The 23,095-nt window shown below is 41.4% G+C and carries 19 protein-coding genes, 1 tRNA gene and 1 other RNA gene; 5 read left to right on the top strand and 16 right to left on the bottom strand.

Annotated features, from left to right (window positions below):
- The first annotated feature begins 137 nt into the window (after positions 1-137).
- From rlmD to FQ083_RS03355, 4 genes are all read left to right on the top strand, one after another.
- On the top strand, positions 138-1,679 hold the full coding sequence (rlmD, locus tag FQ083_RS03340; RefSeq protein ID WP_149408831.1) for a 23S rRNA (uracil(1939)-C(5))-methyltransferase RlmD: 1,542 nt from the start codon (positions 138-140) through the stop codon (positions 1,677-1,679).
- Positions 1,680-2,047: 368 nt separating this feature from the next.
- Entirely contained in the window at positions 2,048-4,588 is a 2,541-nt protein-coding gene (locus tag FQ083_RS03345; protein WP_149408832.1) for a RelA/SpoT family protein, read from the top strand.
- Positions 4,589-4,627: 39 nt separating this feature from the next.
- Positions 4,628-5,551, top strand: coding sequence for a bifunctional DNA-formamidopyrimidine glycosylase/DNA-(apurinic or apyrimidinic site) lyase (gene mutM / locus FQ083_RS03350; protein ID WP_149408833.1), 924 nt, complete (start codon positions 4,628-4,630; stop codon positions 5,549-5,551).
- Positions 5,552-5,850: 299 nt separating this feature from the next.
- Positions 5,851-6,291, top strand: a complete 441-nt coding sequence (locus tag FQ083_RS03355; protein WP_020442721.1) for a hypothetical protein — start codon at positions 5,851-5,853, stop codon at positions 6,289-6,291.
- 99 nt (positions 6,292-6,390) lie between these two features.
- Here FQ083_RS03355 and mscL read toward each other — a convergent pair whose 3' ends face one another.
- From mscL to FQ083_RS03370, 3 genes are all read right to left on the bottom strand, one after another.
- The gene (mscL, locus tag FQ083_RS03360; protein WP_149408834.1) at positions 6,391-6,828 is read right to left on the bottom strand and encodes a large conductance mechanosensitive channel protein MscL; all 438 of its coding nucleotides are present in this window, start codon (positions 6,826-6,828) and stop codon (positions 6,391-6,393) included.
- Between the two features lie 256 nt (positions 6,829-7,084).
- Positions 7,085-8,932 (bottom strand): translational GTPase TypA, encoded by a 1,848-nt coding sequence (typA, locus tag FQ083_RS03365; RefSeq protein ID WP_149408835.1) that lies wholly within the window; start codon positions 8,930-8,932, stop codon positions 7,085-7,087.
- Between the two features lie 353 nt (positions 8,933-9,285).
- Complete coding sequence (locus FQ083_RS03370) at positions 9,286-10,455, bottom strand: OmpA family protein (RefSeq protein WP_149408836.1); 1,170 nt, start codon at positions 10,453-10,455, stop codon at positions 9,286-9,288.
- 570 nt (positions 10,456-11,025) lie between these two features.
- Here FQ083_RS03370 and FQ083_RS03375 point away from each other — a divergent pair.
- Entirely contained in the window at positions 11,026-11,613 is a 588-nt protein-coding gene (locus FQ083_RS03375; RefSeq protein ID WP_149408837.1) for a prepilin-type N-terminal cleavage/methylation domain-containing protein, read from the top strand.
- 37 nt (positions 11,614-11,650) lie between these two features.
- Here the strand turns inward: FQ083_RS03375 and FQ083_RS03380 are convergent, their stop codons facing one another.
- From FQ083_RS03380 to coaD, 13 genes are all read right to left on the bottom strand, one after another.
- Positions 11,651-12,445, bottom strand: a complete 795-nt coding sequence (locus tag FQ083_RS03380; protein ID WP_188004061.1) for a pyridoxine 5'-phosphate synthase — start codon at positions 12,443-12,445, stop codon at positions 11,651-11,653.
- A gap of 115 nt (positions 12,446-12,560) precedes the next feature.
- On the bottom strand, positions 12,561-13,325 hold the full coding sequence (recO, locus tag FQ083_RS03385) for a DNA repair protein RecO (RefSeq protein ID WP_149408838.1): 765 nt from the start codon (positions 13,323-13,325) through the stop codon (positions 12,561-12,563).
- Positions 13,326-13,381: 56 nt separating this feature from the next.
- Positions 13,382-14,398: a GTPase Era gene (era, locus tag FQ083_RS03390; protein WP_011512737.1), complete on the bottom strand. Its 1,017-nt coding sequence runs from the start codon at positions 14,396-14,398 to the stop codon at positions 13,382-13,384.
- Positions 14,399-14,703: 305 nt separating this feature from the next.
- The gene (rnc, locus tag FQ083_RS03395) at positions 14,704-15,501 is read right to left on the bottom strand and encodes a ribonuclease III (RefSeq protein WP_149408839.1); all 798 of its coding nucleotides are present in this window, start codon (positions 15,499-15,501) and stop codon (positions 14,704-14,706) included.
- 153 nt (positions 15,502-15,654) lie between these two features.
- Positions 15,655-16,050: a DUF4845 domain-containing protein gene (locus FQ083_RS03400; protein WP_011512735.1), complete on the bottom strand. Its 396-nt coding sequence runs from the start codon at positions 16,048-16,050 to the stop codon at positions 15,655-15,657.
- 159 nt (positions 16,051-16,209) lie between these two features.
- A complete protein-coding gene (gene lepB, locus FQ083_RS03405; protein ID WP_149408840.1) occupies positions 16,210-17,112 on the bottom strand; it encodes a signal peptidase I in 903 nt (300 codons plus the stop codon).
- A 79-nt stretch (positions 17,113-17,191) separates the two neighbouring features.
- A complete protein-coding gene (gene lepA, locus FQ083_RS03410) occupies positions 17,192-18,988 on the bottom strand; it encodes a translation elongation factor 4 (RefSeq protein WP_011512733.1) in 1,797 nt (598 codons plus the stop codon).
- 408 nt (positions 18,989-19,396) lie between these two features.
- Positions 19,397-19,473: transfer RNA gene (locus FQ083_RS03415), tRNA-Met, on the bottom strand.
- Positions 19,474-19,648: 175 nt separating this feature from the next.
- Positions 19,649-20,012: RNase P RNA component class A (gene rnpB, locus FQ083_RS03420), an RNA gene on the bottom strand.
- Between the two features lie 66 nt (positions 20,013-20,078).
- Positions 20,079-20,798 carry a dethiobiotin synthase gene (bioD, locus tag FQ083_RS03425; RefSeq protein WP_149408841.1) on the bottom strand — a complete coding sequence of 240 codons (720 nt, stop codon included), beginning with the start codon at positions 20,796-20,798 and terminating at the stop codon, positions 20,079-20,081.
- Between the two features lie 2 nt (positions 20,799-20,800).
- On the bottom strand, positions 20,801-22,096 hold the full coding sequence (gene bioA, locus FQ083_RS03430) for an adenosylmethionine--8-amino-7-oxononanoate transaminase (RefSeq protein WP_149408842.1): 1,296 nt from the start codon (positions 22,094-22,096) through the stop codon (positions 20,801-20,803).
- A 3-nt stretch (positions 22,097-22,099) separates the two neighbouring features.
- Positions 22,100-22,348 (bottom strand): YfhL family 4Fe-4S dicluster ferredoxin, encoded by a 249-nt coding sequence (locus FQ083_RS03435; RefSeq protein ID WP_025651626.1) that lies wholly within the window; start codon positions 22,346-22,348, stop codon positions 22,100-22,102.
- A 70-nt stretch (positions 22,349-22,418) separates the two neighbouring features.
- Positions 22,419-22,931: a pantetheine-phosphate adenylyltransferase gene (coaD, locus tag FQ083_RS03440; protein ID WP_020442709.1), complete on the bottom strand. Its 513-nt coding sequence runs from the start codon at positions 22,929-22,931 to the stop codon at positions 22,419-22,421.
- Positions 22,932-23,095: the final 164 nt, after the last annotated feature.

Raw genomic sequence — 23,095 nt, forward strand, 5'->3', positions numbered from 1 at the left:
TTGATGAACGATACATGTAAGCGGTGATTATAGTTTTATAATCACCGCTTTTTTACTTTGTGAGCGCCTAATACCTTGGCAGCTTTATATGTTAAAATTGCTATTATTTTTAACACCTTCATTTTATAGGCAGGTTTATGCAACCCACCGATTCAAAGACGCTTACCAACGTAGATGTAACCGAACAGGCAAATGAGACGCAAACGATTACGATTCCGCCTAATAAGAAAAAATCCAAGCCATCATCAAAGACGCGTCGTCGTCTAAAAGATGCTGAGCCACTCCCCTTTACTATCGATGGCTTATCGCATGATGGTCGCGGCGTTGCCGTATATGGTAATGGATTTGGTGAAGCTGACGGTCATATCACTGACAAGCATGGCAAAAAAATCTTTGTCAGCTTTGCCCTGCCAGGTGAAAGTGCGTTGGTCAAAATTACCAATAGCCGCACGAGCTTTGAAGAAGGTGATGCCGTTAGAATCACTGCCAATCCAAATCCTGAACGCGTGGTACCACCCTGCCCGCATTTTGGTGTTTGCGGTGGCTGTAATTTGCAGCATTGGCAGCCAGATGCACAAATTACATTTAAGCAATCTGTCCTTGCTGAGATGTTGGTCCATCAAGCCAATGTGGCACCTGATCACTGGCTTGAGCCGGTAGTCGGTGATCGCCTTGGTTATCGTACCAAAGCCCGACTGGGCGTACGTTATGTGGTCAAAAAAGAAACTGCTTTGGTCGGCTTTCGCGAGCGTTCAAGTAATTTCTTAGCAGAGTTAAATGAATGTCATATATTAGATCCGCGTATTGGCTTTGAGATTGAAAACTTAAAAACCCTTATTAGTACTTTAGATAGCCGTGACAAGATTGCTCAGCTTGAGTTGGCTATGGGCGAGCATTTACCAGAGCTGCCTGATGGCGATCAGCCAGTCGCGCTAATTGTGCGTAATCTTGAACCGTTATCAGATGGCGATATTGATAAGCTAAAAGTATTTTTTGCAGCACGTAATTGGCAGCTATATCTACAATCAAAGGGGGCGGATAGCATTCAACGTATCGCCTTGAAAGATACAGATGATTTAAGCGAACAGTTTGGACGTTTGTATTATCAATTACCAGAGTATGATTTGACGTTTGAATTTATCCCTACCGATTTTACCCAAGTTAATCTGTCGGTGAATCGTCAAATGACCAAGCTTGCTTGTGACTTGCTTGATTTAAAAGCAGGTGAACGCGTTCTAGATTTATTTAGCGGTTTAGGCAATTTTAGCTTGCCTCTCGCGCGCTTGGTTGGTGAAACCGGCTCGGTCGTTGGTGTTGAAGGCAGTGAAGCTATGACTGCACGCGCCGCTGATAACGCGCGCCGTAATGGCATTAATAATACTGAGTTTTATAGCCAAGATTTGACGCATGACTGTACAGACAAACCGTGGGCTAACCAAGGGTTTGATGCGCTGCTTATCGATCCACCGCGTTCTGGCGCGTGGGAGATTATGCAATATTTGCCTAAGTTTAACGCCGAGCGGATTGTCTATGTCTCCTGTAACCCTGCTACACTTGCTCGCGATACCAAAGCATTGCTCGAACAAGGTTATCGTTTGACTCACGCTGGCGTCATGGATATGTTTTGTCATACTGGTCACGTTGAGTCCATCGCGCGCTTTGAAAAAATATCTGCTTAAACTGTATGTAATGGCAGAGTATGGTATTAACCTATGATTTTTAGAGGCGTTAATAGCTGCAATTTAAGAATGATATCTGCGTTACTCGCATATGCGGCTAACGCTATCATTACAGAGCCTTGCTTGATTTGTCATCGCAACATGCGATAATAATAGTCACTGTTTTTATTATTTATAAAACATAGTGAGTCTAAGCGCTCATAATTCTATGCAAGATCCCTATAATTGATTTTATAGCTGCTAAAAAATGGATTTTTTAGCGGCTGTATTGATTTATAACTGACCATTTATCGATAGCAAGCTCATGTTTAGCTCTAGCATTGTAGATGGCGTTATTATCAAGTCAAAATAGCTAAGAGGAGTGGGCAATGGTAAAAATTCGTGAAGGATTACCGCTGGTAGATGGACAAACCACGCAAGCCGACAGTGCAACTTTGGCAGCGCAACTGGTCGCGAGTCAACGCTCGCACCAGTCTGCCAATAGCTATGCTCAAATCCCACTAGATATCAAGTATCAACTTGCCACTCATAAACTCCATACTACCTTTGATCGCTCTGTTAATTACGCCTACTACAGTCATGACTCAAATCTTGAAAATGACTATTTAAGGGATAAAATCCTTGATGAATCCGAGGCGTTTTCACAGCAAGAGCTTGAAGCGTTAGATTTAAATCAAATCAATATTGATGTACCTACTTGGCTTGATAATGTTGCAAAGCGTATTGGGCAAGATTCAGTACCCAATCTTAGCGCTGCCTGTGTATTCGTCCGTAATCACATGAATACCAGTGAATCGGAGCGTTCGGGCGCTTACGTGACTGGTATCGGCATGACTGATATCTTAACTTACCTTTATCAAGATGAAGATGCCCTTGTCGCTGCCATGCTCTATCGCAGTGCGCGCAAATCGATTATTAGTCTTAGTGAAATCGAAAAAAAGTTTGGCACCGATATCTCAACCTTGGTTAAAGATACCTTAGCGATGGGACAACTGTCTGAGATTATCGAAAGCAATAAGCGCTTAGAGGATCACTTCGTAAATAATCAGCGGGATCAATTATCAAATATTTATAGCATGCTGATCTCAGTGACAAACGATGTCCGAGTAGTACTGATTAAACTTGCTGAACGCACTTTTGCTATGCGCGAGCTGACCTTTTCCAATGAAGTTCGGCAAGCTCGCGTGGCGCGTGAAGTCATGACTATTTATGCGCCATTGGCACATCGCTTGGGTATTGCCCAGCTGAAATGGGAGCTTGAAGATTTAGCCTTTCGCTACCTTGCCCCTGATCGTTATAAAGAAATTGCCAAACTATTATCAGAAAAGCGTAGCGAGCGTGAGTCTTATATCCAGCGCGTACAAGATAGACTGAACGAGTCTTTAGCAGAATCTGGTATTGAGGGCGAAGTTTCAGGACGCGTGAAGCACATTTATTCTATTTATCGAAAAATGAAGCTTAAAGGATTGTCTTTTGATCAGCTTTACGATATCCGTGCGCTGCGAGTATTGGTCACCACTCCTTCAGACTGTTACCACGTGCTAGGATTGGTACACGGGTTATGGCGTTATATTCCTGAGCAATTTGACGATTATATTACCAATCCAAAATCTAACGGTTATCGCTCACTCCATACTGCGGTCATCGCTGAAAACAAATCGCTTGAAGTACAGATTCGTACTCAAGAGATGCATTTTGAAGCTGAGCTTGGCATGTGTGCCCATGTCAACTACAAAGAAGGGCTCAAAAACAAAAAGGACAATTACCTTAATCAGCGAATCAGTTCTTTACGTCAACTGCTGTCTATCAATAATCAGCCGCGCTCATCTTTATCAACCGGTGATGAATTAGAGGAAGTTGAATATGATGACGAAGAGCAATTGGTTGATTTTGATGAACTCGAACGTATTTACATATTTAGTCGTGATGGCGATATTACGGAGTTGCCAAAAGGCGCGACTGTGCTGGATTTCGCCTATTATGTTCATACACAGGTCGGTAACCGCGCCCAAGCAGCGCGTGTCAATCAACGTTATGTACCATTAACTTATCAGCTCAAAACGGGTGAGCAAGTTGAGATTATCACCAAATCTTCACGTGAGCCCAATCGTGACTGGCTAGTGGCTTCACTAGGCTATATTCATACCAATCGTGCCCGCTCAAAACTGCGTCAATGGTTTAACAAACAAGATCGTGATAAGAATATCGAAATCGGGCGTCAGATGCTCAGTAAAGAGCTTGAACGTCTATCGGTGCATCCGAATAGCATCGATTTAAACGATTATACGCAACATTTTAATGTCAACAATACCGACGATATTGTGGTTGGTTTGGTGACGGGTGAAATTGGTCTAAATCAGCTTACCAGTCATATCTCTCGTCAGCTGCATTTAGAGCCTGAAAGATCTGAAGAAGATTTTACTCCTATTATCGATAAAAGAGATTCGGGTAAGCTTGATGCTTACAAAATCCAAATCGATGGCTTGGATAACATTGAAGTTGGCTTGGCAGGCTGCTGTCACCCTGTGCACGGTGAGCCTATCGCGGGCTACATTACTTTATCGCGTGGTGTCAGTGTCCACAATCGCGGTTGCCCTGAATATCTGCGCCTGATTGAACGTGATCCTGAACGCGAAATCAAGGCAGCTTGGAAAATTAAATCTGGTCGCTATCAGCCAGTTGATATTCATATAGAAGCCTATGATAGGCGTGGTTTATTACGCGATTTAACCCAAATTATTGATAAAGAAAACGTCAATATTCGTCAAGTTCAAACCCTGAGCAATGATGATAATATTGCATTTTTAAAGTTTCATATTGAAGTGTCGGGGCTGGCACATTTATCCAAGTTACTTGCTAAGCTTGAACAGCAGCACGGTATCTTACATGCTCGCCGCGCTGTTGCCTGATAATACCTTTAATTCTTAATAGAGATTTTATAAAATACTATGCCTGAGTTACCAGAAGTAGAAACGACAAAAACCAGCCTGACGCCTTTATTAGGACAAAAAGTCACCAACGTACAAGTCTTTCAACCCAAGCTGCGTTGGTCGATGCCTGATAATTTAGCAGATTTGATTGATTATACATTGGACAGCGTTGAGCGACGGGCAAAGTATTTAATCCTCAATTTTATACCGTTAGTTGATAATGGCATTTCATCTTCTGTTCAACCTAGGAATTTACAGCCGAGACAGCTTCTGGTTCATCTTGGTATGTCAGGTAGCTTGCAACAACACAGTCATGCAAGCGATAAGCGCAAACATGACCATTTGGTTATGAGTTTTATCGGCGCTGACGATAGTCAAACTCAGCTACATTATTATGACCCCAGACGCTTTGGCTCTATCTTATGGCTTGAGGATTACGGGGATAAACTACTAAACCATTTAGGACCCGAGCCACTATCAGATGATTTTACGGCAGACTATTTGTATTATCTCATCCAACGTAGCGAACCATCCATCCAGACTCAAAACAGCAAATCGATTAAAAAACAGTCTATCAAACGAGCCATCAAGTCAGTCATTATGGAGCAGCAAGCTGTGGTCGGCGTTGGTAATATTTATGCCACTGAAAGCTTGTACCTCTCGGGCATCCATCCTGCTACTCCAGCGAATAAGATATCATATGACCAAATAGTAATTTTAGTCGCCCATATCAAAACGATTTTACAGAAAGCTATCAAGCTAGGTGGTTCAACACTACGTGACTTTACGGTTGCTGATGGTCAAACAGGCTATTTCCAACAAGCTTTGAACGTCTATGGTAGACAAGGTGAAACTTGTCCACACTGTGATTCAGTTTTAGAGAATATCAAGCTCAATGGACGTGCCAGTATCTACTGCCCTGTTTGTCAGCCAATTAATTAGATCTGAATTTTCCAATATTAATTTTTTATCCAATATTCACTTAAATAGACCAGTTCGCCGCTCTTTAACTACTGGTCATTAAAATAGAGCAATTAATAAACATATCCTTATATGCTGCGCATTTTTGTTGCTTATTGATCCACATATTGCTTTAATAGTGCTTGCACTTACATAAATAATGCAAATCATTTATTTACCTGTAATATATAGGCTATTTCTCGTTGCCGCGATATCTCTATTTCTGTGGAGAAATAGCAACAGCCATTTATCATTCTATTTATGAGTTTTAGGATATCATTATGACTGCTCAAGCTAACACCAAATGCACCGCAAAGTATAAGCTATTAACTGTATTGATAAGTGCCAGCTTAGCTTTTGCAAGTATGCAACCTGCTTTGGCAGCGATAGAAATTGATGAAACAGATTTTGGTCCCTCTTATGAGACTATGGCTGTAGATACCGTTGTCGGCAAGCCATTACAGTTGATAGCAGCTGTCGCAGGTACAGCCGCTTACATCGTCAGTTTGCCCTTCTCTTTGATTGGCGGTAATGCTGACCAAGCACAGCAGAAGCTCTTTGTTGAACCATGGAACGCCATGAGTCGCTGTTTAGGCTGTACGGTTGCTGAAGACAACTATTACAAATCGCAAATCGTTGATAATAACGTTGTGCGTATCGTCGTTGATCAACCATCAGAAATTATTATTAATACCAATGACTATGTTGTCGTTAGACCCTAAACATAACTACCATTAAGTAGTTATAAAAAATCCAATAAAAAGAGGCTAACATGACGTTAGCCTTTTTTATTTTTTAATCTGACGATCAGTAAAATGTATTTACTTATTAATATTGCCAAGCTTAACGCTAATTTCACGAAGCAATTGCACTTCTTCTGACGGCTCTTCTATTGCTTCTTCTACCTCATCTGCACGGCGCAATCTGTTGACCATTTTTACCATCATAAAAATAATAAACGCCAAGATTAGAAAGTTAATCAGTACGGTAATGAAGCTACCGTAAGCCAATACAGGAATGCCAGCAGCTTTGAGGGCATCATTGGTTCGTGCCACACCTTCTGGCGCATCGCCCAATATCAAAAACATATTCTTGAAATTAATTTCGCCGCCGACGATAAAAGCAACAATGGGCATGATCACGTCTTCTACTAAAGACTTTGTGATCGTAGCGAATGCTCCACCGATGATCACACCGACGGCCAGATCCATCACATTACCTTTTAAAGCAAATTCTTTAAACTCAGATACCATACTCATGATTTATCTCCTCAAAAATCTTATTGACCATAAGATAAGCGTATAAATGATGCATCCAACTTGGGATTTTAATAATAACCGTAAGATTACTCGTTTTTTTAGTAAGTGATATCCGACTATTGTCTTTTTATTCTATGTAAAATGCAACACAAAAAAAAGCAGCATAGAATAGTGGTATACCAACTATTCTATGCTGCTCACTACATATCTTTAATGCGGAACCAAATAATGGATAACCACTATTTATTGTTCAATATTACGCACCTTTCTTACGACCATAACGTTTACGCTCACTTTCAGTCAAGTAGCGTTTACGAATACGTATCGCTTTTGGCGTTACTTCTACCAATTCATCATCTTGGATGAATTCAAGTGCTTGCTCAAGCGTAAACTTAACCGCTGGAGTCAGTGTCAATGCTTCATCAGTACCACTAGCACGAACGTTGGTTAACTGCTTACCAGTCGTCGGGTTCACTGCCATGTCATCATTACGTGAGTTAAGACCAATAATCATACCTTCGTAAACTTCAAGCTGTGGCTCAGCAAATAATTTACCGCGTTTTTGTAGGTTAAATAAAGCAAAACCTAAGCAAACACCTTTCGCCATAGAAACCAAGACACCGTTTGAGCGAGCACCAACTTCACCAACTTTCTGTGGACCATAATGTGAAAAGCTTGAAGTCATAATACCTGTACCTGAAGTCAGGGTTAAGAACTCAGAGCGGAAACCAATCAAACCACGGGCAGGCATTGTCGCTTCGATACGCATACGACCTTTACCATCAAGCTCCATATTGGTCATCTCGCCTTTACGCAAGCCAACCTGTTCCATGATAGGACCTTGATGCGCATCTTCGATATCGAAGACAACATTTTCATACGGCTCTTGTAGCTTACCATCCACTTCTTTGACGATAACTTCTGGACCCGAAACGCCCATCTCAAAACCTTCACGGCGCATGTTTTCGATCAATACAGATAAATGCAGCTCACCACGACCTGATACTTTAAATTTATCAGGAGATTCTGTATCTTCGACACGTAATGCTACGTTATGAATCAATTCACGCTCAAGACGCTCACGAATATTACGTGAGGTCACAAACTTACCATCACGACCAGCAAAAGGTGAGTTATTTACTTGGAAGTTCATAGAAACGGTAGGTTCATCAACCGTTAATGCTGGTAATGCTTCGACAGCACTAGGATCACAAATCGTATCTGAGATATTAAGCGAATCAATACCAGTAATACAAACGATGTCACCAGCTTGTGCATCTTCAACATCAATACGGTCAAGACCATGATAGCCCATAATTTTCAAAATACGGCCATTACGGGTATTGCCATTTTTATCAATGACAGTTACTTGTGTATTGGTTTTTACTTTACCACGCTGAATACGACCAATACCGATAACACCAACGAAACTATTGTAGTCAAGACTTGAGATTTGCATACGGAATGGTGCATCTGCATCAACCTGTGGAGCCTGTACAACATCAACGATAGTTTTGAACAGTGGCGTCATGTCATCAGCTAAATCATCAGCTTCCAAACCTGCAATACCATTCAATGCTGACGCATAAACAACTGGGAAATCAAGCTGCTCATCAGTCGCACCTAGGTTATCGAACAAATCAAAAATTTGATCCATTACCCAATCAGGACGTGAACCAGGACGGTCAATTTTGTTGATGACAACAATAGGCTTTAGACCTTGCTCGAACGCTTTTTGCGTTACGAAACGAGTTTGTGGCATTGGACCATCAACAGCATCAACCACTAGAAGTACGCAGTCAACCATAGACATTACACGTTCAACTTCACCACCGAAATCGGCGTGACCAGGGGTATCCACAATATTAATACGATATTCAGTACTGTCAGTGTTATCTGTCCAACGAATGGCTGTATTTTTCGCCAAAATAGTAATACCACGTTCTTGCTCAATATCACCTGAATCCATTGCACGCTCAGCAATATTTGCACGGTCGCCAAAAGTACCAGACTGATGTAATAGCTTATCAACCAAAGTTGTTTTACCGTGATCAACGTGGGCAATAATTGCAATGTTACGCAGGTGTTTGATATCGTTCGCCATATAAAATGCTCGTTTCGTCTTAAAAAAATGCAGTAGCAGTAAGCACCGCTGGATAAACTTTTGCCATTAACCAGATAAGTAGTATTACGCTATGATTAAATAACCATACAATAGGTACAGCTAGATAATTAATAGAAGTAAAACATAGACTTATGGTGATGAATCCATCGTACAGATAGCTATGCTAATTACACTTTGTCAGTTTACAAAGTGTTTGGGTGGCTAGTATAGCATTATTAAATCATAAATTTATGTAATAACTTACTTTTCTCGATACATAAATAAAAAAAAGCCACCCATTGGATGACTTTTTTTGTAACTAATTAGCTTATTACACAATTAGTAGCTAGTACTTATTGAACAACCATATCTTTAGTTTGTTCAACAGTCATTGTTTTGTCACCAGTGATGATGGCATAAACACGACGGTTCATAGCACGACCTTCTTCAGTGTTGTTGTCAGCGATTGGTTGATCATAACCATAACCAACGGTTGATAGACGGTTTGGAGCAATACCAAATTCGTTAGTCAACATAGATTTCACAGCAACAGCACGGGCTTCAGACAGACGTTGGTTATAACGTGCTGATGGACCAGTTTTAGAAGCATGACCTTCAACACGAGCGGTAGAGTTAGGATACTCGCGCATCTTCTCTGCTACTTTAGCGATTTCAGGTTTGTACTGAGTTTTGATAGCTGATTTATCGTTATCAAAGAATACACGTAGTTCCATTTTCAATTCATCAGTAATATCTACTGGTACTGGGCAACCGCGCTCATCTACAACAACATTCATTGGAGTGCCTGGGCATGCATCGATGCTATCAGGTACGCCATCGCCATCAGAATCAAGATCAGATTCAACAACAACGATTGGTGGAGTCTGAACGTTAGGCTCTTGCATCGGTGGAACAGCTACTGCAGGTGCTAAATGACCACCAAGTACTACTTCTAGACCGGCTAAAGCCATGCCTTCCCACCAGTTTTCGTCAAAGTTATGAATCGCACGAGCTTCACCACGTAGGCTTAAAGCGTCGTTAATACGGTACATAGCACCTAGACCTAGGTTACCGATAGTATCTTTAGAACCAGTAACGAAGTTACCAGCAGCATCTTCAATTTCAATCTTAGAACGACCAGCACCAACCAATACATATGGCTTCAATGCACTATCAGTATAACCAGTGAATTGCTCAGTACCAATCAAGAAGTTACCAGAAATCATTTCTTGTTCAGCGTCATAAGGACCAGTCAATAATGGATTGTCACTTGCACCATCAGTATTTGAAACGCCATACTCTACTTGAAATTGAGTAGAAGGAGTAAGCTCAATACCTAATGCTGCACCAGTATATAAGCCGTTTTCTTTATAGATTCCGCCCATAGTAGCAGCTTGTTCTTCATCAGCACCTTCAGTGTAATGATAACCAAGTAGTAGTGGGCTGACAGTTACGCCAGCGTTAGCTGCTAGTGGGGCTGCTGTGATGGCAAACAAAGCCAAAGCAATTTTATTTAATTTCATGAAACTTCCTCCAAAGGATAATTTTAGTAGTGCATTAAGCAAAACTATTGCTCAAAAACAAACATCATTTACGAACTTAAAATTACAAAGCAAAACCAATTAAGACGTAGCTTAGCGATTATCAATTCAGTTTACAACTTTTTTCGTAAACCAGCTACACATTATTACACGATAATGTCATAACTAAAACACATTAGCCCGCTTAACTTACTGAGAGCTAACACACTTTACACTCTTTATCTTTTGTATGTTAGGTCGCAATAGATGATGAAACGATTCCTACCTATTGTTGCAACTCATTTTAATACAAGTAGTTAATTTTCTCTATTATTAAAAGCATCTATTCACGAATTGAAACATTCTTTGACAGTAGACATATATTTGGTTTATATTTACAATTTTAGAAACAAACAATATTCTACTTATTCCGTGTAATAGCTTTTTTTTGCTATTCACTATATTAGTAATGCAACTTGGTAAAACAAATAGTGACACGAACAACAAATTTAAAAACACAATGAACATTTAAAACCATCTTAGCTATCCCTTTCATACAGGTGGCAGTCCATTATGGCTATATCATATATAACACTTCCAATATGCTCGAAGGATTCTAGACACTATGATGAACATGGGTTTAATTTAGTAGAATTAATCGTAACCATTGCTATCTTAGCTATTATATTAACGATTGCCACACCTTATATTTTGACTCAGTTGGCAAGTATGGAAGCCAGACGTATTGCAAGCCAAATAGACACTACCTTGACTTTGGCAAAAGCTGAGAGTCATATTAGAAGACAAGATTTACTGGTTTGCTTATCTAATGGTGGTGGTCTTTGCCATAGAGACAGCTTTAAAAAGTTATTATTATTCTCGGATAAAAATGATAATAACAATTTTGATGTTGGTATTGATGATTTGTTAGAAGACCAAGCGCTGAACCCAAAATACAGTACTTTGTATTTACGGGTCGGTAATAACCGTCACTACACTAAATTTTGGGGCAATAGTGGCAGTCCTCGTGGGCATTTCGGACATATTAAATACTGTCCAACCTCAACCTATAATCACATCATGTACCAAATCTCTTTTAATCAGACAGGCGGCATTACCTACAAACCTAACGAAAACCATCCGACCGGATGTGGTACATAATGAAATAGCAATATAAGCTAAAAATAAACTGTCGTAGCTATCGGTGCATCGCTGCTTTCATCATAATAACCGCCTGCTCTATCCCCACAAATAGCGCATCCGCTATCAAAGCATGACCAATATTTAGCTCATATATACCGTCAACTTGGGCAATCGCATGAACATTATCACGTGTTAAACCGTGACCAGCATTGACCAACAGCTTACTATCAACTCGTTTAGCGGTAACCACTGCATTTTTAATACGTTCAAGCTCTACACTTACCCTATCTGTGTTACCTGCCAGACCTGCCTCAGCGTAAGAACCTGTGTGTAATTCAATTGCGTCAGCGCTACAATTAATTGCTGCCTCGATCTGCTTATCTTCTGGATCAATAAACAAAGAGACTTTGATACCTGCTGCTTGTAACTGACTGACATAATTTGTCAATGAGGCTAGCTGCCCTGCCACATCAAGCCCCCCTTCTGTAGTCAGTTCAGCACGTTTTTCCGGCACTAGGCATACCCAATATGGTTTGACTTGACAGGCTATGTCTAGCATCTCAGTCGTTGCTGCCATCTCTAGATTCATTCTCGTGGTCAGCTGCCCTGCCATCTCATATACATCGGCATCTTGAATATGACGGCGATCTTCACGCAAATGAATAGTGATACCGTCAGCACCTGCTTTCTCACATAAAAGTGCTGCAGCTAGTGGGCTTGGATAGCTCACACCGCGTGCTTGACGTAAAGTTGCCACATGGTCAACGTTGACACCTAAGAGTGGTTTTTTTGAAGTATTTTGTGGATTTTGCTCTAATGTAGTCGGCAAAATCTGCGCTGTATCCGTCATAAAAAATCCTTTTATTAATAGTTAGATCATTTACTAAAAATAGCTTATTGATGATAACTAAAAATAGCTTATTGATGATAAGTAGTTGTGAACATATTCTATTGTTAAATACGCTTTATAGTTGATAACGCTGTTGCTGCTGCCAAAGTAGACGACTTTGTAGCGGTTGATAATCAAGCATATGATCAATCAACTGCCGATGTAAACGCGACCATGCGTTCAGAGTACTAACGGACAACCCTTGCTCTACCATTATCAAAATATCATTCCCTTTAAAAACCGCATAACCAACCATACTTTCGCCATGTTCTGTATGCAAAGTCGGCACTAAGCCCATATCGGGTAAGAATCGGTAAACCTGTTCAGGCTCAATAGGGTTTTCAAGGCTGTCTTGATGTAACGTCAGTGAAAATCCCAACTCATCAAATAGATAGCTCTCAAACTGGCGCAAGCACAGACGTAGCTCGTCAGCGGTTAGAGGTTTTTTGAGCGCATCTAGGCTGTTTTGATAATGTTGCCATAATATGGGCATAGGATCTTCAGTAGGCAACAATCGCCACAATATCTCGTTCAAATACAAGGCTGCATATTGATGCTGACCTGTAATGCTTTCTTGATGTCGTATATCTACATTTGCGGCATCGTCATCTTGGACAGCTTGTGTATGGACTGAACTAAAAGAGGCTATATTGATTTGACTGAATGTTTTGAGATCACGTTTGCCAGTAGCAAAGAGTTGTAAAGGCATAAATAGTGGCGCGCCTTTTTTACCAATACCATGTATCACCCCATGCTGCTGAGAAAATAAATAATATAAGGCGCGCTTTTCTTGATAAGGGCGCTGATGTAATAAATAACCGATTAACGCTTCGTTACGCATGATTATTACCTCAGCTATAGTTCACTCAATATAAAAGAGAGTGGCTATTAATATTTTTAATAGCCTAAACTGGTCAAAGCTCGCTCGTCATCCGACCAACCGCGCTTAACTTTTACCCACAGCGTTAACATGATTTTTTTATCAAACAGCTGCTCCATATCTTTACGAGCATCCATACCCACTTGTTTGATACGTTGCCCTTTGTCACCAATCACAATCGCTTTTTGCCCGCTACGCTCGACATAAATAGTGGCATCGATAAAGGTACAGGCTTTACGTGGACGACCAGTTTTTGGGTCAGTATGAGCCGCTTCATCTTTAAAGCCGTCAATTTGTACCGTTAAATCGTAAGGTACTTCATCACCGGCACTGCGCATGATTTTTTCACGAATAATTTCACTGGCTAAGAAACGCTCTGAGCGATCAGTAATTTGTTCTGTATCATAAATTGGCGCCGCGACTGGCAAATGTGATGCGATCACTTCTTGTAGACGATCTAAGTTTTGATTCTTTAATGCAGAAACTGGGACGATATCAGCAAAATCAAAGCTGTCGTTAAAGGTTTCCATTAACGGTAAAACGCTGCCTTTATCTTTTAAGGTATCGGCTTTATTAATCACTAAAACCACATTTAAATTGGTATCACCAAGCTTCTGTAGAACCAGTAAATCATCGTCACGCCATTGATCAGAATCAACGACAAACAATACTAAGTCAACATCTACCAATGCAGAGACGGCCGCTTTATTCATGCGTTCATTGATAGCACGTACTTCGTTGCGGTGAATGCCGGGGGTATCAACAAATACTGCCTGCATCTCATCATTAGACAAGATACCGTGGATACGATGACGCGTCGTTTGTGGTTTACGTGAGGTGATGGACAGCTTTTGACCCAATAAATGGTTCATCAGCGTTGATTTGCCGACATTTGGACGACCAACAATGGCGACGTAGCCAGTTTTAAAACCTTCAGCAGCAAGCGCGCCATTATTTGGTGAAAAGAAATCTTCGATTGCTGAATCGTTATCTACTGCATTGTTTTCTGTTTCGTTGATTTCTACTTCACTCATTTCTACTGCATTGTTTGTACTTGTATTTAGGTCAGTATTTTCGGTCATATTTGTGGCATTATCTTCATTGTTTAATGGCAAGTCAGTGTGATTGCTCATAGGGTAATCCTGTGGGGTTTGTCATCAGTTAAACTGCTTTATGCGCATATGACATAAATAGCAGCACTGTTATCAAGTTATGAATATTTGATGTTGCAATACTAATTCGTTAAAGAATGAGCATTTTTCAAAATATGGAAATGATAGTCTTAAAGACATTACTATCAAGTCAGCAATATAAAACCAGAGTAATATTACAAAAACCATTAGCTGCGTTTTTTAGGCGCACTTGGCAGCTTATGAAGTTGATTAATCATCAATTCTGCTGCTTTTTGCTCAGCAATACGGCGGCTTTCACCAGATTCGGTAATATCAGGACAATTAAGAATGTTTACCTGACAGCGTACCACAAATATCTGATGCGGGGCATTACCGCGTGTTTCCATCAACTCATAATGTGGTAAGTCAAATTGCTTCGACTGCAGCCATTCTTGTAAACGGCTCTTGGCGTCTTTTAGGGCTTTCTGATCATTGACATTATCAATCAAATCACCATACCAAGACAATACACATTCTCGTGTGATATTCATATCTTGACTGTCTAGATAAATAGCACCAATTAAGGATTCGACGGCGTCCGCCAATATAGAAGCACGATTGCGTCCGCCACCTTTACGCTCACCCACACCCAATATTAGCTGATTAGACAGCTCTAGATTTTGAGCGATAATGACCAAGGATTCTTGCCTCACGAGCGTCGCTCGCATACGGGTCAGACGACCTTCATTTTGGGTTGGATAACGATGATATAGCGCTTCACCGACTATCATACCTAGCAATGCATCACCCAAAAACTCTAAGCGTTCATAGTTCTTTTTACTATCAAACGAGCGATGCGTGAGTGCCAGCTTAGGTAGACTTAAATCATTAAACACATAACCCAACTTGCGCGTTAATACTGCTAAGCGTTGAATAAATTCTGAGCTAATAACAAGCGTGTCATCAGACAGGCTATTTTTTGGTGGATTAGGAACCGCCTGAGGATACTGCGAAGTTGGTTTCATGCGTGGCTTATGATTATCCCTTTTGTTGTACTATTTAAGGTCATTAAATAGTAACGTTTAAAAATATTAAATACAAAAAACCAGCTCATAAAGAACTGTTTTCTAGAGTACTGGCTTGTTAGATCATTGCTGCTCGTATTTTAAAAAATCGAATTACTCTGCTATTGTAGGATCGATATCGCCTTCAAAGCGATTCACAATATCAATATTTCCAAAGAGCGTATTGGTTTTTTCATATTTTTTATAGATAGCCAACTGACCTGTTTTTTTATCTTTAAAGGTAAATACATCCTCTGCTTTAGTATCGTAATCAGCATTGATAGACAACTGCTTATCAACACGCTCGACGAATTGCTTGGCGGTCTCTTTCTTGTTATTAGACTCTTGAAGCTGCGCACTCAAGGTTTTGGTCAGTTGATAATCGCCAATTTGTGCTGGCACAATGGCAACAATCAATTTAACAGCAACACCCAAAGCGATGATAATAAAAACGATACTCGTGACACTAGCACCGCGCTGTGTAGATAAGCCAGATAACTGTTGCACCATAATACCTCTCAACGAAAAATAGCTATATTTGTAATTTATCTAGCTTAGAAAACACTATTTCTTAGTACATGTTTATAAGCTAGATATCATTGCATTGAATAGCCATAATATTAGCACAAAACGTTTGTCGGTAAATATATCTATAGAACACTGATGTCATTAATCGATAGCACCATTACGTTTAAAGGTAGGTAGCTGTAGACCCGGCGGCTTATGCATCCAAATATATACTGCTTTTCCTGCTAAATTATCATCAGGAACAAAGCCCCAAAAGCGTCCATCTGCACTGCGATCACGGTTATCGCCCATCACAAAATACTGACCTTCAGGCACATTAATACGCCATTCATTGCCTTCTGAGCTCACCACTTCTGGCGACTGTTGCTGTAAAAATGGTGCATATTGCGAGCTGTTCATACCATTCAAATAACGAACAACATACTCATGCTTACCTTGAGTTTCTCTAAAATACTTTGCATCGCCTTCTTCTTGCTGACCCATCACAGCAGCATTCTCTTCTGTCAGCATTTGACCCGGAGCAACTTCCCCTGAAGAATATAACTGTGACGTCAGCTCTGCATTGGCGTCAAAATCAATGGCTTGAGTAGTAACAGGCACGTCATTAATCGCAATTGTGCCTTGATTATAACTAACCGTATCACCCGGCAGACCAATGACGCGCTTAATATAATAAATACTTGGGTTCTCTGGATAACGAAAAACTGCAACATCGCCATGTTCAGGCGTGCCAGTATCGATTACTTTATTATAAGTCAGGGGCAAACGAACACCATAAGCATACTTATTGACGGCAATAAAGTCGCCCGTATATAGCGTTGGCACCATCGAGGACGACGGAATATTAAACGGCTCAATTAAGAATGAGCGCACAATAAGCACCACCGCTAATACAGGGAAAAAATCATATGCCCAGCGTACCAGTAAGCTCTCTTTACCGCGACCCCGTGTTTTACGTTGTTTAAGTGTCAGCTTATCTAATAGCCAAATAATACCCAAACCTATGGTTAATGGCACTAAAATCAAATTGAAATCAAAATCCATACTTAATTGCCTATTAGCGAGCTACTTATCCAATGATGACATCCGTAAAAACAGCAATGATGATTCATTTATTAATAATCTAATCTACCTGCAATACGGCTAAGAAGGCTTCTTGTGGAATCTCGACGTTACCCACTTGCTTCATGCGTTTTTTACCGGCTTTTTGCTTCGACAGTAGCTTTTTCTTACGTGAGACGTCACCGCCATAACACTTAGCCAAGACATCTTTACGCATGGCTTTCACAGTACTACGCCCGATAATTTGGCTACCAATTGCCGCTTGAATAGCGACATCAAACATCTGACGTGGAATCAGCTCTTTCATTTTGGTCACCAGTGCGTTACCACGGTAGCGCGACTGAGTTTCATGGACAATCATAGCAAGCGCATCGACTTTGTCACCGTTAATCAGCACGTCAACTTTAACCAATTTATCGACTTGATAACGCTCAAAATTATAATCAAGTGACGCAAAACCACGTGACACTGATTTTAGACGGTCAAAGAAGTCCATGACCACTTCACCCATCGGAATATCAAAAATGAGCTGCACTTGACGACCCATAAAGCGCATATCGACTTGAACTCCGCGGCGCTCAATACAAAGCGTCATCACGTTACCGAGATAATCCTGCGGTACTAAAATCTGACAGCGCGCAATCGGCTCACGGAACTCTTCGATATTATTCGGTTCAGGCAGTCTTGATGGATTATCAACATAGATAATGCTGCCATCTTTTTTTACAATCTCGTAAATAACAGAAGGTGCAGTAGTAATCAGATCCAAGTCATACTCACGCTCTAGGCGCTCTTGGATAATTTCCATATGCAGCATACCGAGGAAGCCACAACGGAAACCAAAACCTAGCGCGTCTGAGGTATCCGGCTCAAAGAATAATGACGCATCATTAATCTGCAGTTTTTGTAGTGCTTCACGGAACTTTTCGAAGTCGGTAGATTCTACAGGAAACATACCAGCATACACTTGCGGCGTAATCTGTTTAAATCCAGGAATACGATCGACGTCAGGCGTACTGGCATGAGTAATCGTATCACCAACTGGCGCGCCTGCAATGTCTTTAATACCCGCAATAATGAAACCCACTTCACCCGCTTCTAAGATACCCGTATCTAAAGGCTTCGGGGTAAAGACACCAATTGATCCGACTAAATGCGCATCTTTGGTCGATTTAATATAAAGTTTATCACCTTTTTTTATCGTACCTTGGCGGACACGTACTAATGATACAACGCCTAAATAATTATCAAACCATGAGTCAATAATCAACGCTTGCAGCGGTGCATCACGATCACCCGTTGGCGCAGGAATAAATTCAACCAACGCCTCAAGCAGTTTATCAACGCCGAGACCAGATTTTGCCGACACGCGCGGCGCATCAACGGCATCAATACCAATGATGTCTTCAATCTCTTGAATCACCCGCTCAGGCTCAACTTGTGGCAAGTCAATTTTATTTAAAACTGCCATGACCTCCAGACCTTGATCGACCGCGGTATAGCAGTTAGCAACCGACTGTGCTTCAACACCTTGCGCTGCATCAACAACCAATAGCGCGCCTTCACAAGCCGCTAAGGAACGAGAGACTTCATAAGAAAAATCCACGTGACCAGGCGTATCAATAAAGTTTAACTGATAGCGCTCACCATTTGGATGGTCATAATACAGCGTCACCGACTGCGCTTTGATCGTGATACCACGCTCACGCTCAATATCCATCGAATCGAGGACTTGCGCCTGCATCTCGCGATCTTGCAGCGCGCCACACATTTGAATAAAACGATCGGCAAGGGTCGACTTGCCATGATCAATGTGGGCAATAATAGAAAAGTTACGAATATTGGCTAATGCAGTCACAAAGCGCCTACTAAATAATGGAGGATTGAATAACGAATATAAATGCTGTCAGATGGCAACAATAGAATACTTACTCATAGTTAATATCGGTCAATACACCAATATCACTACATTAAGCAAACCATATTGTAGCAAGTGAAGTGCCTACAGCGCTGATTATTAGTTATAACTACGCGCAGGCACGTGAGGGTATTCTAGCAGTTTTCCACTATAAAGTAAGTGGATTTTGTCAGCAAGCCTTGGTTTTATAAATGAAGGTAAACAAGCAAGCTATAAATCAAGAATATTTACTTCGTTAGATCTGATATAGATTCTGTGAGTAGCTATTTATTTTCAGCCATAAAATAGGCAAAAAAAAACCAATCAAATAATGATTGGCATTTTTAATGTTACAGGTCTTGCTAAAAATGGTGGCGATGAAGAGACTTGAACTCTTGACCTCACGATTATGAGTCATGCGCTCTAACCAGCTGAGCTACATCGCCATTTTAGGCTCGGTATTATGCCGATATGAGTGACTTACGTCAACCCTTAAAAGGCATTTTTTGCAAAAAAATTGAATTAAATTCAAAATAAGCGCAATTTTAAAACACCAAACCGGTACTGCTGTGCTTCTTTAAAGATTAGCTAATAAAGAAACATGTTTAAAACATTGCTAAAAAGGTTGGTAAACCGATAAGCCGGGTTCTGTCGTGGACAATCATTCCTCTAGGCGTATCATCGCTAATACGCTCAAGCAACCTACCCGCATCGAACGCGGGCCGCGCCATGCCGATGCCTATTTGGTCTTGCTACGCGTGGAGTTTACCATGCCGTGAACTGTTGCCAGCCACGCGGTGCGCTCTTACCGCACCCTTTCACCCTTACCGATAGTGTCAGACACTAAAGGCGGTCTACTCTCTGCTGCACTGGTCGTCAAGTTACCCTGCCCAGCCGTTAGCTGGCACGCTGCCCTATGTAGCCCGGACTTTCCTCCCCTGCATGTCTGTTACCAGTGTGCAGCGGCGATTGCCTAGTCTACCAAGCGCGCTAGTATAGCAAAATTCATATTGCTTTCGGAAAGTTTTTTTGGCTTATTTTTAGCGGTGATTTATACAAAGTTTTGGGGGAGTATAAAATCTGTATGACTAAACCCATTATCTTCTTGTACAGGTAAGGCCACCCAATGCGCCGTTGGATGATGCTCAGCTAAATAGTTTTGCAAAAATTTTATCGTACTAGTTGCTATCTGTTCATCCGTCTGAGCAGCATTGTCGTGAATATGATTATAAATTACGCTATGAACGTCTAGACCACGAGATTTGATCGTCTCTAAGCTAAGCAAGGTATGGTTAATACTACCAAGCCGACCTGATGTGACTAGAATAACGGGATAGCCTTTATCGGCAATATAATCCAAAGTTAATAATTGCTCAGTGATGGGCACTAATAAGCCACCTGCCCCTTCTAAAAGCACCACATCATAATCCGCTTGCAAAATTTTTGTAGCGCTTGTAATCACATCAGTATTAAGAATTTCATTAGCAAGTGCGGCGGATAAATGCGGTGACGCAGGTTTCTCATAACGATACGGGCAAGTGGTTCTATCAATATCACACGGCTGTAGCGGAATCCCCATCAGCTGACGATGGGTAATAATATCATCGGCAATTCCCATTTTTCCGCTAATTAAATCTCTTGCGACGCCCGTTTGCACCAGCTTTTGGGTAATGACATTAACGCCGTGCTGCATCAGCGCTTTGGCAATCATACCGGTTGCATAAGTTTTGCCGATGTCGGTATCGATACCAGATATAAAGAGCACGCTCATCATTAATCCTTTCGCGTTAAATAACTACTGACCACATTTAATAACGCTTTGCAAAGAGTGGTAAGTTCATCATCGGTAATCACATAGGGCGGCATAATATAGACCAATTTCCCAAAGGGTCTGACCCAAATGCCGTTTTCAATCAGTAAGGATTGAAAGACTGGCATATTAACCGCATCATTTAGCTCAATGACGGCAACTGCGCCTAAACAACGCACTTCCTTAACACCTTCTAAACTCACAGCTGGCGCAAGTTGCTGCTCCATGACAGATTGCATATTTGCTGTACGCGCTTCAATATCATAGGACAGTATTAAATCAATCGACGCACAAGCAACGGCACATGCCAGCGGGTTGCCCATAAAGGTCGGACCATGCATCAGTGACGGGTAATCACTTTGGCTAATGGTGTCAGCTATTTCTCGTGTAGACAGGGTCGCGGCAAAAGTCATATAACCGCCGGTCAGTGCCTTACCAATCGTCATAATATCAGGGCTAATAGCAGCATGCTCGCAGGCAAATAATTTGCCACTACGCCCGAAACCGGTGGCAATTTCATCGGCAATTAATACCACGTTATGTTCATCACACAATTGGCGTAAGAGCTGCAAATACTGAGGACTATAAAAGCGCATGCCGCCTGCGCCTTGGATAATCGGCTCGATGATAAATCCAGCAAGCTGGTTGCTATTTTTGACAAAAAACTCAGTTAATGCCTCACGCTCACTTTGGGTTAAGTCACGCTCAAATCCCATTGGTGGCGCTGCGACAAAGTGTTGCATCGGTAATTGCTTACCATAGAGACTGTGCATACCATTAATAGGGTCGCAGACACTCATCGCATGCCATGTATCACCGTAATAACCTGAATGGGTCGAGGCAAACTGCTGCTTGGTTGGACGCTTGGCAGCAATTTGATATTGCAATGCCATCTTAAGCGCAACTTCTACCGCGATACTGCCACTATCGGCATAAAATATCGCATCCAGTCGGGCAGGCACAATTGACAGCAGTTTTTTGCCCAAGTCTATCGCTGGCTGATGGGTTAAACCACCAAACATGACGTGCGCCATTTTGCCCAATTGTTCAATCATCGCCGCATTCAATTTGGGATGATTATAACCGTGCACGCTTGCCCACCATGACGACATACCATCAATCAGGCGCGTACCATCTTCAGTAATAATATAAATACCTTCGGCACGGTCAATCACGATATTGGGATAAGTCGGTGGTAGGCTGGCATACGGATGCCAGAGATGTTGCTGATCAAAATCGTTGGTTGATACAGTTGTCATATTTTATTGACCAGTAATGCGTTTGTATTTAGACATCAAATCACTTTCGGTTTCTACATGATTGGGATCATGAGGAATACAATCGACAGGGCAAATAACCACACATTGCGGCTCATCGAAATGACCGACGCATTCAGTACATAAGTCAGGGTCGATGACATAGATATCATCGCCCTCTGAGATGGCTTCGTTTGGGCAGGCAGGCTCACACACATCACAATTGATGCATTCATCTGTAATTAACAACGCCATAGACTGCTCCTTTTTTTTATCAGGCATTTCTATTTATTAAGAAATACGCAATCTAACACAGATACGCGACCTATTTATTACCGAGCTTTTGAATAAAAGCTTCAGAGACACAAGGCGGTACAAATTTTGTCACGTCACCGCCGAGCTTAGCAATTTCGCGAATCATGGTCGACGAGATGAATGAGTAATTCTGTGAAGGCGTCAAAAATACCGCTTCAAAATTTTCATCAAGCTCGCGGTTCATATTGGCGAGTTGAAACTCATATTCAAAATCTGACATCGCACGCAAACCACGCAAGACAGCAGTAGCATTCTTTTCACGCATAAAATCGACTAGCAAGCCCTCAAAACCTATGACGGATACCTGCGGCAAATCAACAAATACGGTCTCGACCAAAGCCACACGCTCTTCAAAGTTAAATAACGGCTTTTTATGGTGACCAGATGCCACTGCAATCACCACCTCGTCAAATAATTTGGTCGCGCGCGTCACTAAGTCCACATGACCATTGGTAATGGGATCAAAGGTGCCAGGGTATAGAATCTTGGTATGCAATTTTGAAGAAGTAGCAGAAGAGCTCATAGCAGGACCAATGTGGTTGGTGATAAGATAATAAGCTATATGCTAGCAAATTTTATCCAAACTTAATACTTATCTGCTACATTTGTCCTAACAGCGCGGCTACATTTGCAGCGGAAGCTTTGTTACAATAGCCAGTTCGACTCATCTGTTTAGCATTTATAAAA

It is taken from the genome of Psychrobacter sp. ANT_H59 (assembly GCF_008369225.1).
In the GTDB taxonomy this organism is placed as follows: domain Bacteria; phylum Pseudomonadota; class Gammaproteobacteria; order Pseudomonadales; family Moraxellaceae; genus Psychrobacter; species Psychrobacter cryohalolentis.